Annotated in this window: 13 protein-coding genes; 5 read left to right on the top strand and 8 right to left on the bottom strand. The window is 57.4% G+C overall.

Annotation, left to right across the window (positions count from 1 at the left end; translation table 11 throughout):
• Positions 1–8 precede the first annotated feature (8 nt).
• Both CA51_RS12490 and rpe read right to left on the bottom strand, forming a co-directional pair.
• A complete protein-coding gene (locus CA51_RS12490) occupies positions 9–1,067 on the bottom strand; it encodes a galactitol-1-phosphate 5-dehydrogenase (RefSeq protein WP_145121031.1) in 1,059 nt (352 codons plus the stop codon).
• A 35-nt stretch (positions 1,068–1,102) separates the two neighbouring features.
• The gene (gene rpe, locus CA51_RS12485) at positions 1,103–2,758 is read right to left on the bottom strand and encodes a ribulose-phosphate 3-epimerase (protein WP_145121029.1); all 1,656 of its coding nucleotides are present in this window, start codon (positions 2,756–2,758) and stop codon (positions 1,103–1,105) included.
• Between the two features lie 266 nt (positions 2,759–3,024).
• On the opposite strand from rpe, the gene CA51_RS12480 reads away from it, so the two are divergent.
• Positions 3,025–3,792 carry a DeoR/GlpR family DNA-binding transcription regulator gene (locus CA51_RS12480; protein ID WP_145121027.1) on the top strand — a complete coding sequence of 256 codons (768 nt, stop codon included), beginning with the start codon at positions 3,025–3,027 and terminating at the stop codon, positions 3,790–3,792.
• A gap of 129 nt (positions 3,793–3,921) precedes the next feature.
• Here the strand turns inward: CA51_RS12480 and CA51_RS12475 are convergent, their stop codons facing one another.
• The 3 genes from CA51_RS12475 to trpS all read right to left on the bottom strand — a co-directional run bounded on the left by CA51_RS12475 (position 3,922) and on the right by trpS (position 7,141).
• A complete protein-coding gene (locus CA51_RS12475) occupies positions 3,922–5,181 on the bottom strand; it encodes a porin (RefSeq protein ID WP_145121025.1) in 1,260 nt (419 codons plus the stop codon).
• A gap of 575 nt (positions 5,182–5,756) precedes the next feature.
• Positions 5,757–6,140 carry a holo-ACP synthase gene (acpS, locus tag CA51_RS12470; protein WP_145121023.1) on the bottom strand — a complete coding sequence of 128 codons (384 nt, stop codon included), beginning with the start codon at positions 6,138–6,140 and terminating at the stop codon, positions 5,757–5,759.
• Positions 6,141–6,178: 38 nt separating this feature from the next.
• Entirely contained in the window at positions 6,179–7,141 is a 963-nt protein-coding gene (trpS, locus tag CA51_RS12465; protein WP_145121021.1) for a tryptophan--tRNA ligase, read from the bottom strand.
• Positions 7,142–7,450: 309 nt separating this feature from the next.
• Between trpS and CA51_RS12460 the strand changes: the two genes are divergently transcribed.
• Positions 7,451–7,918, top strand: coding sequence for an ATP-dependent zinc protease family protein (locus tag CA51_RS12460; RefSeq protein WP_145121019.1), 468 nt, complete (start codon positions 7,451–7,453; stop codon positions 7,916–7,918).
• A gap of 64 nt (positions 7,919–7,982) precedes the next feature.
• A complete protein-coding gene (locus tag CA51_RS12455; RefSeq protein ID WP_145121017.1) occupies positions 7,983–9,236 on the top strand; it encodes a RimK family alpha-L-glutamate ligase in 1,254 nt (417 codons plus the stop codon).
• Between the two features lie 105 nt (positions 9,237–9,341).
• Here CA51_RS12455 and CA51_RS12450 read toward each other — a convergent pair whose 3' ends face one another.
• The 3 genes from CA51_RS12450 to CA51_RS12440 all read right to left on the bottom strand — a co-directional run bounded on the left by CA51_RS12450 (position 9,342) and on the right by CA51_RS12440 (position 12,154).
• On the bottom strand, positions 9,342–10,406 hold the full coding sequence (locus CA51_RS12450; RefSeq protein WP_145121015.1) for a sulfite exporter TauE/SafE family protein: 1,065 nt from the start codon (positions 10,404–10,406) through the stop codon (positions 9,342–9,344).
• A 56-nt stretch (positions 10,407–10,462) separates the two neighbouring features.
• A complete protein-coding gene (locus CA51_RS12445; RefSeq protein WP_145121013.1) occupies positions 10,463–10,966 on the bottom strand; it encodes a MarR family winged helix-turn-helix transcriptional regulator in 504 nt (167 codons plus the stop codon).
• Positions 10,967–11,188: 222 nt separating this feature from the next.
• Positions 11,189–12,154, bottom strand: a complete 966-nt coding sequence (locus tag CA51_RS12440) for a DUF1559 domain-containing protein (protein WP_145121011.1) — start codon at positions 12,152–12,154, stop codon at positions 11,189–11,191.
• A 1,077-nt stretch (positions 12,155–13,231) separates the two neighbouring features.
• Here CA51_RS12440 and CA51_RS12435 point away from each other — a divergent pair.
• Positions 13,232–13,471, top strand: coding sequence for a hypothetical protein (locus CA51_RS12435; protein ID WP_145121009.1), 240 nt, complete (start codon positions 13,232–13,234; stop codon positions 13,469–13,471).
• Between the two features lie 139 nt (positions 13,472–13,610).
• Entirely contained in the window at positions 13,611–15,002 is a 1,392-nt protein-coding gene (locus tag CA51_RS12430) for a hypothetical protein (protein WP_231746150.1), read from the top strand.
• Positions 15,003–15,264 lie beyond the last annotated feature (262 nt).

Genomic DNA, 15,264 nt, shown 5'->3' with positions numbered 1-15,264 from the left:
GAACCGGTTTACGGATGCAGCAGAACTTTGGCGTAGAATTCACTCTGATCGCGGATCATCTCCAATGCCGCGATGCCTTGCGAAAGCGGAACGCGATGGGTGATCAAAGGCTTTAGATTCAGCACACCGCTGCTCATCGCATCGAGCACGGTCCGCCAATCGTCGTCGTCGCCAAAGACGCTGAAGTCGCTGTTCCATGTCCCCAAAATGTCGATCTCGCGTCGCATGCATTGCGAGATCAACGCGGCTGGCAGCGTGACGTCTGCGGCGGGATTGCCCAATAAAACGCAGCGTCCCGAGCGACGTGTCGCTTGCAAAGCGGCGGTCATCGTTGGCGGAACGCCGGCACTTTCGATAGCGACATGCACCCCGCGGCCGCCGGTCAACCGTTCGGCGACCTCCGCGGGTGCTTCGTCTCGACTGTCGAAGACGTGCTCGAATCCCAACTGCCGGGCGAGCTCCAATTTCTCGGGGAGGATGTCGAACAGAGCGATCTGCGAGGCCCCCATCGCGCGGGCCCACTGAGCGACCATCAAACCGATTGGTCCCAATCCAAAGATTGCAACGCTATCGCCCAACCGCAGTTGGGCGCGGCGGACTGCATGCAACGCCACGGCAGCTGGTTCGGTCATCGCAGCCTCTTCCAACGACACGTTGTCGGGAACCTTGATCAGGTTCCGCTGCGGCGCGTTCACGAATTCGCTGAACGCTCCGTCGCTGCGGCTGCCCAGATAGTCATAGCCATCGCTTTGAGCGTATTTGCCGACTTCACAGGCAGGGTGGTCGTCGTTCCAAATCAAGGGGAAGACCGCGACGCGATCACCGACTGCGAAATCGATCACCTCCGCTCCACACGCTTCCACCGTGCCGGCAAATTCGTGCCCGCAAATCGTTGGAAAGTTGTAGGTTCCCTTGCTGAAGCAGCGTGGAATATCGCTGCCACAAACGCCGCAGAATCCGATTCGCACGCGGACCTTTCCCGCTGGAACCTCGGGAACCGGAACCTGTTCGAAACGCAGATCCGATACGCCATGCAGCACGATGGCGTCCATTGCTTGTTTTGACATTCTAACTTCTCTTTTGCGGATGGTTCTTTTAGCGTCTACTGGCAACTGGCGGTTAATCCGGCGGCGATCGTCTGCTTCATATTGACAACGTTTTCGCTCCAGGAAGCATCGCGATGGAAGATGCTGCTGGTCCCAGCGACAAGATTAACGCCACCGGCGCGGACCATCGCGGGAATGTTCTCGAAGCTAACGTTGCCATCGACTTGGATCGGAACTTCACCGTAGCCCGCATCGTCGAGCATTTTTCGGCAGTCGGCGATCTTGCGGATCGATGCAGGAGTCATCTTCTGCCCCGCGTAACCGGGGTTCACTGTCATTACCAGGACGTAATCGATCCGCTCCAAGACGTATTCGATCGCCGACAGCGGCGTCGCTGGATTGATCGCCACGCCCGCTTTGGCGCCGATCTCTCGAATCCTGGCTAAGGTCCGATCGAGGTGCGTACACGATTCGACGTGCACAGAAATCTGATCGACGCGCATCGGTTCCAACAGCTCGACAAAGAAGTCGTTGTCTTGAACCATTAGATGAACGTCGATCGGCAGATCGGTCTTCGGCCCCAGCGCTTCGAGAATCCCTAGGCCCATCGGAGCATTGGGGACGAAGTGTCCGTCCATGATGTCGATGTGCAACATATCGACTCCCAACGCCTCGACGCGTCGCAACGCCGATTCAAAGTTCAGCGGATCGACGCACATCATCGATGGCGAGATCAGCACCGGCTTTTTTTCTGATACCGCATTTTTGGATGGGATTGGTGCGGGAGCCGACGACTGCATGAATGCGGTTTGCAGATATTGAAGCGATTCTCGCAGCGATGCTTCTAATTGATGGTCGCTGTAGTCGCGTCCCAGTTTGGGCCCACCGACTTCCAAATAGCCGGCCATTCTATCGACTGGCAATCGATCCGACGCGTCGATCAACAATTGTCGGAAGTGAGGAACATCGATGATTCCCTTTTCGCGTTCGGCGGCGGTGAAGCCAAACGTCGAATTGAAGATGCTGTCGGTGTTCTTCAGATGCACCTCGTACATCCAAGGAACACACGCCTCGAACAAATCGTATTGATCGAAGATGATCTTTCCGTCGCGGTCGGCGTAGCCGTGAGCGATGTCGGTGCAATAGCCGACCTGAACCGTGGAGTCAGAGTTTGCGTTGTGGTATTCGGTCAGTTCCTGTCCAAGGGCCGCGATCTCTTCGGGAAGTGTCGGCGGTTCAGCCAAACAACTCATCGGTTCGACAGTCAGCCACTTCAGGCCGTGCTCGTAGGCGTAATGCATCAGCTCTTTCATGTGCTTGATGTAACGCTTCATCCCCGCCTGCTTGGTCCCCATCTGGTCGCGCAGAACCGCACCGGGGTTGCTGCCCACACTGGTCGCCCCGAGAATTCCGCCGACTTCGATGTAGCGTTCGTAGTTCTTTCGAGCAACCTGTTCAAAACCGGGCTCTGTGCGAAAGAAACCGCCCAATTCGCGGTGCGTTGTAAACGTGCTATCGATCTCAACTCCCGCATCATCAGCTTGCTTCCGCAGGTCATGAAAATAGGCATCCGGAAGGTGATAAGTCTCCAACTGCGAACCCAATTGGACATATCTCGCCCCTTCTTCGGCGAGAATTCGAAACAGCCACTGGTGCGAGTAGCGGTATTCGATCATGTCGGACTTAACGCCCAATCGCAGTTCAACGGCCATCTATTGGTCTCTCTTCAGGCAAACATTTCGAAGCATCAAATTAGCGGCCGGTGGTGTCCCGGCGCGTTCGGGCGGCGTGTGATTCGGCCGACCGAAGTTGCCGCGCCCGCGGCCAAACGCTTGACAAAGGGTAGCAAGTCGATCAAAAGTAATCAATCAACGCGCACGAACAATCACGGAACGCGCAGTCGTTTCGCTCAAAAGCCGCACGGCGAGCGGGCGTCATTGATCGCAATGCATCATCCGAGCAAGTTACGGGATCCACGATGAAGACAAATCGTCACGAAGAGATCATGAAAGTCTTAGCCGAATCGGGGACGTTGTCGGTCGAGGAAGCAGTGGCGAGATTTGGTGCAAGCGTGGCGACCGTCCGACGCGATTTTGTCGAGATGGCAGAAGCTAACTTGGTCCGCCGCGTCCGTGGTGGGATCCAAGTCTTGCACAACGAACAGACGATGCCGATCGCGATCCGCGAGGTCCAGCAGCGCGAGGCGAAGTTGGCAATCGCGCGCGAGGCGGTGACGATGTTAGCCCCAGGCAACGTCGTCTTTATCGATGGCGGGACAACTACGCTGCAGATTGGCAGCTGCTTGCCTGGGATTCCGTTGCGGTTGATAACAAACTCGCTGCGTCTGGCGGCGGCAATCGAATCGCAATCAACTCGACGCGCCGTCCATGAACTCTTCCTAACCGGCGGTTTTCTATTCCCGGGAACGGGGCTGCTGGTCGGCCCAAGCGCCCAGGCTTCGATCTCACAGTACCACGCCCAATGGACGATGCTTTCGGTCAGCGGCATCAACCAATCGGGGCTCTATAACGATAACGAACACGTGGTCGAGAGCGAGCGTTTGATGATAGCCGGTGCCGACCGCGTGGTCGTGTTAGCCGATCACACAAAGATTGGCAAACACTCGATGTGTCACATCGCCGGGCTCGATGAGATCGATGTGATCGTGACCAACCGCCATCCCGATACTGCAGACGCATTGGAAGCGTTTGAGAACGCCGGGGTCGAGGTCCTAGTGGCGGAATAGCCGAATCACCGCCGCGGTCCGCAGACACCGCGTTTTGACGTGTGTATCAAACAACAAAGCCCTGAGTACGAGATCCGCACTCTGGGCTTTTGTGATTGACTTAGGACGTCGCGGCGCCGGCGGCTGTTCTTAAAACAACACGATCGAATCGATGCCGAAGGTTGCTTGACGTTTCGCGTCGTTTTCGTTGACACCCAGTTGATCGCTGTCCCAGTCCCAGCGGATTTCGGGACGGACGATGATGTTCGAGTGGGGTTTGACGTTGCAGCCCAAGGTCAGGTCGTAGACATCGGCTCTGTTGCCGGTGGTGGTGTCGAGATTGTTCCACCATTCGAAGCGACCGCCAACCGACAAACAATCGTTGACGTCGTAGATCCAGTATTGGTTGATGCCAATCGATTCACGCACTGCAGCGCCGCTGGCATTTTCGGTATCCAACCAATCCGATTGGAAGATGTACTGCAGGTTTTCGGTCAGCGTGACGTCAAACACAACGCTTTGCATGTATCCACGCTCTTGAGTCTCTTCGACAAACCGACCAAAGACTGTCGCGTAGGTGAAGTTGATGTTGTCGGACAACGCAGTACTAACACCACCGATGAAGTTGTCGCCGTTGTCTTCGAATCCGCTGTCCCAACCAAGTGTGTAGCCACCAAAGATCTCGGTGTCATCGCCGACGGCCAAGGTTGCCAACGCACCGGTGTGGGTAAACGGCTCGCTGTTGTACATCGTATAGGTGTGGCTGTAGAAGAAGTTGTCGGGTGCTTGAACGACTTCCCAACCGATGATCGTGTAGAAGTGCCCCATCTTCACCGACAAATCGCCGTATCCCATTTCCACATAGGCTTGCGGGATCGCCGATCCGTAGTCGCCGCCATTGTCGAACGAGTTGTCCCAATGGTTATTCGAGATACCAAAAGCTTGAGTATCCGGGCCGTCGGTACCGTAGATGTAATCGATGCGTCCGCCGATGTCGAAGCCTTCGGAAGTATCGATCGCTTTGTCGATCGTGAGCCACGCCTGCTGAAGTTGCACTTCATTGGGACGGCTGTTAAATCGGTAGTCGCTGCCCTTGGTGAAGTAACCGATTTCCGTCCAACCCGATACCGTCAGACCGCAGGGAGTGCATCCGAAGAGCGAGAAGGGATCTTCACCGCCACCGGAGAAGCAGCCGCCATTTTTGCCCGAAGTGAGGCAACTGAACGCTCCGCCCGACATGCTATCGCAACCACTATCGCAGATCGAATCGCAATCCGATGACGGTTCCGAAACACCACAAGTTGGATCGCTGTAAGAGGCTTCGCAGCCGCAAACCGCTTCACCGCAACTGCATTGAGCGGTGTGCCCAACCTGTGCAATCGAGCTGAAAGGAGCTTGTGCGAGAAGCATTGCGTTAGGCAGTAGGGTCGCCAACGCGAGTGGAAAAATTGATCGAAGCATTGACTCGACTCCAATAGACATGGCTAGACCAGCCTTGGTCCGCCCCCCAAAACCGTCACACTGAAATGTATGGCGGAAGCCGAATTTGCCCCTCGGGTTCCGCATCGATGTAGCTTGGTATCGGCCCGGATAATCGCGCCAACCAGATCGACACGCAAATTTATTGCGTTCGCTAACGTCGCCACCGCCCGATTCGGTAAACTGTGCCGGTTGCGACACGCAAGACACCGAGCTACCCGAGCCCTAGAATTCAATGCCGAAGCATCGACGGGCGTTCCGGAGGCCCAATTCGGACCACGCCCTCAAAGCTCTGCCGCCCGACATAAACCCCGCCTGCTGGCCATCCGACAGCAGCCGCATTAGCCGGAATCCGAACTGAGTTCCGCATTCGCCGGCGGGTTGGGGCGTTTCGATGGAGCTTCCGTTCCGCCTGGGTAAGGGTGCCGCAGATAGAGATTTGTCGGACCGGATTGGCGGTAGACCGGGAGATTCGTCTACCGCAAGCGAGTGTGTATGCCGAGCGGTTAGGCCCCGACGGCGATTGCGAAGGCCGTCGCATGCGAGCGGCAGTGCGAGATCGAGATCTGAACCTCGTTTAGACGAAGTTCCTCACAAAGCTTGCGAGCTTCGCCGGCCAAGGCGATCCGAGGTTTGCCCCCCGGTTCGTTGCGGACTTCGATATCGGTCCAACGGATTCCGCGAGACCATCCGGTGCCCAACGCCTTCAGAACCGCCTCTTTGGCCGCCCAACGCCCCGCATAGTGCTCAGTCGCCGCCTTCCGCTCGCTGCAATACTGGATCTCACCCGACGTGTAGACCCGATTCAAAAACAGCTCGCCATGCTTCTGGATCATCTTTTCGATACGCTCGCATTCGACGATGTCGGTACCGATCCCAAGGACGTTCATTGGCGGGGCTCAAGACAAGGGTGGATTTGCCGATCGGATTAACGCAAGCCGCAGGCGTGTTGGGCACGCGACAACACATCGGCTGCCGTCCCACGCGCCTTCTCGGCACCGCCGCGGAGCACTTGGTCGACGTAATCGAGGTTCTGTTCCAAATCGGACCGTCGCTGCCGCGCCGCCGCAAAATATTCTTCGCTAGCCGCAGCAACCGCCTTTTTGACTTCGCCATAACCAAACCCGCCGCGACGGTAGGTCTCCGCCATCGCATCGATATCGGATTGGCTGCCGACCAGACGTAACAGATCGAACAAGTGGTCCCCTTCGGGATCCTTGGGATCTTCCATCGGTCGGCTGTCCGTCGTGATCCGCATGATCTGCTTGCGGATCGCTTTGGTCTCACCAAACAACGGCAACGTATTGTCGTAGCTCTTGCTCATCTTCTGCCCATCGGTCCCGGGCACCTTGGCCGAATCTTCCAGGACCTTGGCTTTGGGCAACACAAACGTCTCACCGTAAGCGTGATTAAAACTGCCAGCCAAATCGCGACAGACTTCGATGTGTTGGATCTGATCGGCCCCAACGGGAACGAGATCGGAGTCGTAGGCCAAGATGTCAGCCGCCATCAAGACCGGGTAGGTGAACAGGCCGGCGTCGGCTTTGATGCCGCGTTCCTTCTTTTCTTTGTAGGCGTGGCAGCGTTCCAGCAGTCCCATCGGCGTACCGGTCATCAGCAGCCACGACAGCTCGGAGACTTCCGGCACATCCGACTGCAAGAAGAGCGTCGCCTTCTCCGGATCCAGCCCAAGGGCCAACAGATCCAGAGCCGCATCGCGTACGTTCTGACGCAAAACCTGCGGATCGCGAACAGTCGTCAACGCGTGCAGATCGGCGATAAAATAGAACCCGTCGTGCGTGTGCTGCAGATCGATGTACTGCCGAATCGCACCAAAAAAGTTGCCCCAGTGGAAGCGGCCCGTCGGTTGGATTCCTGATAACACTCGCATGCAAACTACGCTGGGTTGAAGGCGACAGAAAATGTATTGAATTTGCTGGGCCTACCGTACCTTGGCGGTTGCGTTTTGACCAGATGCGGTCTCTGATTTGTACGGTGGCAACGCAGTGGTTCAATCCGACGTATTGTCCGGCACGCGTTAGTGTCAGCTTTCCTTTGGCGACGCCGCGCTTGCGAGTGCCGGATGATTCGGCGGAGCACAAACACCTAATTGCCCTGCTGAATTATCCGCTGGCGACTTACCGTCGGCCGACAAAGCGGTAGACTGAGGGATATCATTGCTCGATCGTAGGAGGCGGGGATGCAGAGGACGGATGACACACCGCAACAGCCGGTGATTGGATGGCGAGAATGGGTATCGCTGCCTGAACTTGGGATCGGCCGGATCAAGGCCAAGGTCGATACCGGGGCGCGTTCCAGCAGCTTGCACGCGATCGATATCGTCGAACAGGTTCGCGACGGCGTGACGTATTTACAGTTCAAAGTGCTGCCGGCCCAACGCAAAGAGCGGTTTGTCGAGGTCTCGGCCAAACTACTCGAATATCGCCATGTCCGCAGCAGCAGTGGCAAAGCTTCCTCGCGGCCGGTGATCTTAACCAACGTCGGAATCTTGGGCCAACGTTGGCCGATCGAACTAACGCTGGCCAACCGCACGTCGATGGGCTTTCGCATGCTGCTGGGACGCGAGGCATTTCGCGGTCGGATGCTGGTCGATGCCGGCAAGTCCTATTATGGCGGCAAGCCCAAGCGTCGCCCGCCGTCACGTTGACACACACGACCCCGCTTTTCAGACATAACATTACAACCGTCCTCTCAAACGCCTTAGGTTCACAATGAAACTCGCCATCCTTTCCTGCAGTCTCGGCTGTTACAGTACCCGGCGACTGCGCGAGTCGGCGATCGCTCGCGGCCACTCGGTCAAAGTGCTCAACACTTTGAAGTTCTCGATCGATGTCGAACAGGGAGTCCCCGAGCTCTACTTCCGCAGCAAACGACTGAGCCACTACGACGCGGTGCTGCCGCGGATCGGATCGTCGATCACCTATTTTGGCACGGCGGTCGTCCGTCAGTTTGAGCAGATGGATGTCTTCTGTGCGAACTCGTCCAACGGCATCTCGAACTCGCGCGACAAGCTGCGCAGCTTGCAAATCCTCAGCCGCCATCAGATCGGGATCCCGCAAACGACCTTCGTTCGCGACCGCAAGGATGTCTTGCCGGCGATCGATCGAATCGGTGGAGCACCGGTGATTATCAAGCTGCTCGAGGGAACTCAGGGCGTTGGCGTGATCCTCGCCGACAACGTCAAGGTTGCCGAAGCGATCATCGAAACGCTGCACAGCACGCGTCAAAACGTGTTGGTCCAAAAGTTTGTCTCCGAGAGTAAAGGACGCGATATCCGCGCGTTTGTCGTCGGCGACCAAGTCGTTGCCGCAATGCGGCGCGTCGCCCAAGGCTCCGAATTTCGCAGCAACGTTCATCGCGGCGGACGCACCGAGCCGGTCGAGCTGGACGAAACGTATTGCCAAGTCGCGATCCGCGCCGCCCAGATCATGGGGCTCCGCGTCGCCGGCGTCGATATGCTTGAAGGGAACGACGGACCGCAGGTGATGGAAGTCAATTCCTCACCGGGGCTCGAAGGCATCGAGAGCTGCACACAGTTGGACATCGCCGGTGCGATCATCGACTACATGGCCGCTCAGGTCGACTTCCCCGAGATCGATCTACGCCAACGCTTGACGGTCAGCCGCGGGTACGGAGTGACCGAAATCTACATCCCCGAAGGGTCCGAATACGTCGGGAAAACGATCGACGAATCGGGGCTGCCCGAGATGGACATCAACGTGTTGACGCTGTATCGCGGAACGACGGTGATCCCCAACCCACGACTGAAGCGATCGCTGGAACCAAGCGACCGACTGTTGTGTTTTGGCAAGCTGGATCATATGCGAAGCATGGTTCCCGAGCGAACTCGCCGCAAGCGTCGCCCGGTCGTCAAGGTGCTGCCTCCCAATTCCGACCGCGCCGATTCCGAAACGGCTGCTGCGGCGCAGGACGAACCTGTCGTAGCGCCGGAAGAGGAACATTGATCCGAACGGGATCTGCGCTCACGCGACTGGGATGGCGAGACACGGTTGCAGAGCATCACCCAGCAACCGAGAACCGGGGAACGACGTCTGCGCGATAGTTTGTTGCTAATCTTCGGCGTCGGCCAAATCGAGTGGCGGTTCGCCGCCGGGCAAGTCTAGTTGCAGGTCCTCGAGAATCGGCCGGTTGTTGCCGCATTGGTACAGCAGGTGAAAGAGCCCGTTGACGGCTAACACCGACGCGATCGCTCCTAACAGCGGCAACCCACTCAATCCTTCTTGCACGATTGTCCAAACGAACTGCAGGATGCAGAGCATCGATACGGCTAACAACGTTGGTGTTCGCGAGATCAGGTTGACGATCAACGCACCAAACGGAGCACCGAGAGCGACTACCGGGGCCGCAGCCAACCAGTTGGCGTAGACTTCTGGATCGATGTAATAGAGGCTGGGGTTGATTCGCGACAAGGCGACGTTCGCCGTAATCCCGACGACCGACGTGAACGCCATGATCACAACCGATGTGGGAATCGCGATCTTCAGATCGGCGCGGTACAGCAACACCAGGGTGGCATAGACGAACATATCGATCCCGACGCCGGTCAGCGACGCGATGATACCGCCGGTGAATCCAACGCCTAGTCCAATCCATCGATCCAGGTGCCGCCAGCGGTCACTGACTCCTTCGGTCGCGACAAGTTCGCGGATTTTGATCAGGTGCATGATCCCAAAACTGCACCAGACGACGGCAAACGTCAGCTTGATCCACAGATCGGGAACATAGGGAGCGACCAACCAAGCACCTAGCGGCGTCCCGATCAATGCGCCCAGCAGCGCGGGCCTCAGCAATGCCCAATCGATCGGACGACGGGCGTTGAGGATATAGATGCTCGCCGAGACCATTCCGATCGATTGAACCGCGAGTCCAAAGTTGCGTCCCAACGATCCTGGCATATCGAACCACAACACGAGCACCGGAAACCCGACTGTCCCGCCGCCCATCGGAGTCGATCCGGCAACGTACGATCCCAATGCCATCGCCATCGCGATCGGCCAATGCGAGATGACTGTCGACCAATCGTCACCCCAAGCGACAAGGCCCAACCAGCAGCAATAGAAGACGGCCAGCCATAGCGCAAAGGGCCACATCTTTGTCATCGATCGAAACGACATTCAAAACCCTTTTCATGAGGCCCTTGGTAACGCCGACGGTTTGGCCGCCGCCCGATTTACGTTCCGTCTTCCAACCAATCACAACTGGAATCTTCGTGCGGACGCCGCGCCCGCTTCAGTAGGTCGATCAAGTCGCCGCGCTGCGACGCGTCCAGATGCCCCAATTGCTGATGATGCATTTGCAGCACCGAACCGGATAGCTCCGCCAACAATGCATGTCCCGCTTCGGTAAGTGCGATCTCAACAACACGGCGGTTCTCGGCCCGGCGGTTTCGCGCGACCAGCCCTCGTTTCTGCAGCCGATCCAACATCCGCGTCGTGTCGGGAGCGCGGGATATCAGCTGCCGACCCAGCTCCATCGTCTGCATTCCTGCGGGAGCGACCTGCTGCAGCAAGCGGAGCGCGTTGTATTGCTGCGGGGAGAGATCGTGCTGGGCAAACAGCTGCTCTTCGAGCGTTTTGAGGCAGTCGTACGTACGCCACAGCTGCAGGAAAACCTCCTGCTCCGGGGAATCGAAGCCGACTTTCTGCGACGTTGGAGAGTTTGTGGGAGTTGCCATTACGGCATCATGCACCGCAGAACAACACTTGTCAAGACAACTGTTGTTTCGACGAGACGATTGATTGCTACAACGCGAGCAGGAGAGGAGCTTTGCGGAGCTCAGGGGATCGGAACTCGGGCGCAGTACGGGGAGCTAAGGTGTCGATACTCGCTGGCAAACGCGGCGGATCATCGATCCTAATCTCGCCGCTGCAACTGGCAAAGAACCAACGGCGCTGGACTAATAGTCGCCGACGACGTTGCCGTCTTGTTTACGGCATAAGTTGATGAAGATCTCGGCATCGACGGTTTCGGCGAGTGTGCGAGTCGAACCATCGGCTAAGACGATTGCGACAACTCCGGGATGAAACCCGTACGGCGAGGCGGTGTTGTCGACGTTAATGTATTTGGTGCAGGTGTTGCAGCCCTTGCTCAAACCGTCGTCGGACCAGTTATAGATCCCAATACCATTGTTTCCTGCCCAAGGTCCGTAAGCGTAGAACTGAGCGTTTGTTACCGAGGGCTGTTGTTTGCCGAGCAACCAATGGCTTGGCTTGCCAGTCATTTCAAACAGCAGCAGCGTGTTGCTTGTCCCGTCGGTGATGTCCGCAAACCGGCTCCCCGTCTCGTTGAGAATTCCACAGTCCGAATCGAAGCCACTGACCAGCGGATCGCCTTGCAAACGATGGATTCCGCGAACGCCTTGGTAGGAAGTCTCGAAGCCGGTCAGATTGGGATCGAGTGCTGCCGGATCGGTTGTCCAGCCCATGTTCCATCCTGCGTAGATCGGCATCGTGCGATCGCCGGGAGTCGACGGACAGGTGAAGGCGGGCACCTCCATGTTGACTGCTGTCTGGTTGGCGACATCATCAAACCCGTAGGTTTGATCATAGATGTCGTGCAGGTTGGAGCCTTCCATATAAGGCAGCAGCATCGCAAGAAAACCGGTAACAACCTTCGTCGGGGCACCGGCTGAACTGGTGCCGTCATAGACGAGACGTCCCGGAGGCATACGGCGGAGAGTGGAGTGGTAGTTATGGCACGCCAAACCGATTTGGCGAACATTGTTGGTACACTGCATCCGGCGAGCGGCTTCGCGAGCAGCTTGCACGGCTGGCAACAACAAGCCAACCAGAATGCCAATGATGGCGATCACAACAAGCAATTCAACGAGCGTAAAGCCAGAACGGATAGACCGTTTGCGCATCGGTGGGGTTCCCTAGATCGGTAGGTGGGTCAGCGGGTTGGGGCGTTGACGCGTTCCTGGCTGGCGAAGGGAAAACGACGGAGGGAAACCATCGGCCCGGGCTTGCTTGGTAGCTGCAACTGAGACTCAATCACAACAGTAGAATCGCTGCGTCCCCACTCCGCAAGTCCTCCCCCCACCAACCTGGCCAGTCACCGCCCTCAAGCCCATGTCGGCCCGCCCCCCCCGGAGAGCCCCTGATCCGTGATCAAGCAAAAGGACAGGCATCTCAACCAGCGTCACGCAAGTCCCTGCCATCATGAGATTTACGACGGGATGCGATGCATCAAACGACAGCGAATCGGCCCCGCAACCCTACCGACCGCGTCCATTCCCCCCCGCGATTCCTCAGCGAAAGGCAAGAATCCACAGCAGGGGAATGGAATCCCCCGTTGGAACACTCGGGAAAAGGACAGGCACAACACCATTGGTTCACAAGCTGTTTCAGCGTAACAACTTACGGTCCCAACCAACGAATCGAATGCCGGGTCTCGCGGCTCCGGCTGCGCGAATGCGAAGCGACATCCCCAGTCGTCCCGGCCGCCACGCACATTGCCACAGTGAGCTGCCGCCGCTATCGCGGCTGAAGCAACAGATACAAAAGTGATTAGCAAAAGGACAGGCATCTCGACCAGCGTCACGCAAGTCACTGCCATCATGAGACTTACGACGGGAATCGACGCATCACAATGCAGCGAATCGGCACCGGAACCCTACCGACCGCGACCATTGCCCCCCGCGATTCCTCAGCGAAAGGCCAGAATCCACAGCAGGGGATTGGAATCCCCCGATGGAACGCTCGAGAAAAGGACAGGCACAACACCATTGGTTCACAAGCTGTTTCTGCGTAACGACTTACGAACGCGCCCAACGAATCGAATACCAGGTCTCGCGGATCAGGTTGCGCGAATGCGAAGCGACATCCCCAGTCGTCCGGGTCGACAGGAATCTCGCCTGACAGTGGTCTGCGGGTTTATACCCGCAGCTAAATGCTGCCGCCGCTGTCGCGGCTGAAGCAACAGATGCGAAAGGCGTTCGATGATGACATCCACGAAATACTCAACCAGCGTGCTCGATTGCATACCCAGTGTTTACCTGTCCTGCCGCAATCATCCTGCCGCAATCATCCTGCCGCAATCATCCTGCCGCAATCATCCTGCCGCAATCATCCTGCCGCAATCATCCTGCCGCAATCATCCTGCCGCAATCATCCTGCCGCAATCATCCTGCCGCAATCATCCTGCCGCCCGATCATTCTGCCGCCCGATGCGGGAGTAACCCTTTGCTCGGTCTGCCTTGGGACTATCAACAGTTCGATCTCCATCGGGGAGTGTGACTACAATTGTCCCACCGCCCGTGCGGAGCGTTGCGTGAAGCTCCACCACATTGACGCGGAAACATGCATGGGAGTCTGTCGATGTCGATCGCGATGAATTTGCGTCACAGTGCTTGGATTGTGGTTCTCTTGCTGGTGGGAAGCGAGACGCCGCTGCTGGCAATCAAGCCCTGCCGGATCGAGATCATTGACAAGTCCAACGGTTGGCCGGTTCCGCTAGTCGAACTGACTACGACACACGGTGTTCGCTTTGTGTCGGACAACGCCGGGGTGATCGCTTTCGAGCTGCCCGAACTGCTGGCTACCGAAACCTGGTTCCATGTTCGCGGACATGGGTACTCCGTGCCCCCAGATGTTTTTGGCTATCGCGGAGTTCGACTACGACCACAGCCCGGTGCCACGCTGACTGTCGAGGTCCAGCGTCAATTGCCTGCGAAGCGACTGGGGCGAATCACCGGAGGCGGTCTGTTTTCAGAATGCCAGAAACTTGGAACCGAACTCGACTGGCGCGATCAAGGTATTCTCGGCTGTGATTCTGTGCAAACCGCGTTACACGACGGCCGCCTGCATTGGGGCTGGGGCGACACGACTTTACCCCAACATCCGCTGGGTCGATTTCACACGATCGGAGCGACCACCGAACCGCAACCATTGCAGACCTTCGAGCCGCCAATCCGACTGCGTTATGACTACGTTGTCGACGAGACGCAAACGCCGCGCAACATCGCGGTGATGCCTGGGGACGGGCCGACCTGGCTCGGCGGCTACGTCAGTCTTCCCAACCGCGAGGGGCAGCCGCAGCTTGTGGCCACCTATTCGAAGATCGTACCCCCGTTAGCCGTCTACGAAATTGGATTCTGCACCTGGGACGAAACCTCTGCTAACTTCGAACCAACAAAGGTGCTTTGGCGACGGTCCGACGCGACACCAGATCCGCCAATGGTTCCGCACGGACATTCAACTCGCTGGACCGATCCGGCAGGCGGGGATTGGGTGTTGTTCGGCGATCCATTCCCAACACTCAAGATCCCGGCGACTTACGAAGCGTTGCTCGATCGGAGCCAATGGCAGTCGATCACGCCACAAACGACAGTTGCAACTAGAGCTGGCGAGTCGGAGAAACAGGTTCGCCCGCATCGCGGCTCGATCGCTTGGAACGAATATCGCAAAAAGTGGGTCGCGATTTTTACGCAGCACGGCGGGCAAACGTCGCTGTTGGGGGAAATCTGGTATGCCGAAGCCGATGCGCCGACAGGCCCTTGGACCGACGCGGTCCACGTCGTAACACACGACGATTACACTTTCTACAATCCGAAGCTACATCCCAAGTTTACTGCGCCGGGTTCCGCGATGTTGTTGTTCGAAGCGACCTACACCAAGACGTTTTCAGGAACAAAACAAGGTACACCGCGACACAATTACAACCAAATCCTCTACCGGCTCGACCTCCAAGATATCGCCGCGACCGAATAGCCATCCGGAGCATCGCCGCATCGCGCGAAATGCCAACTGCGAATCGTCGAACTACGGGAATATCGCCGCACTTTTGATTTGCCCGTCACGATCCTCCATCCACTCGGTATGGAAGCTGCAGTTTGTGAAAACCTTTCACCAGCAAGCGTGTGACGCCCAAGAGCTCTCCCGACATTGAACACTCGAAATTAGAGATCCTGTGCGTCGCACGAGTCTCGCACACGGGAGCAGATGATGAGCGAACGTTCGTATCAATCGACGA

It is taken from the genome of Rosistilla oblonga (assembly GCF_007751715.1).
In the GTDB taxonomy this organism is placed as follows: Bacteria; Planctomycetota; Planctomycetia; order Pirellulales; family Pirellulaceae; genus Rosistilla; species Rosistilla oblonga.
Note: the sequence above shows the minus strand (reverse complement) of the source record. Positions and strands in the feature narration are given on the sequence as shown.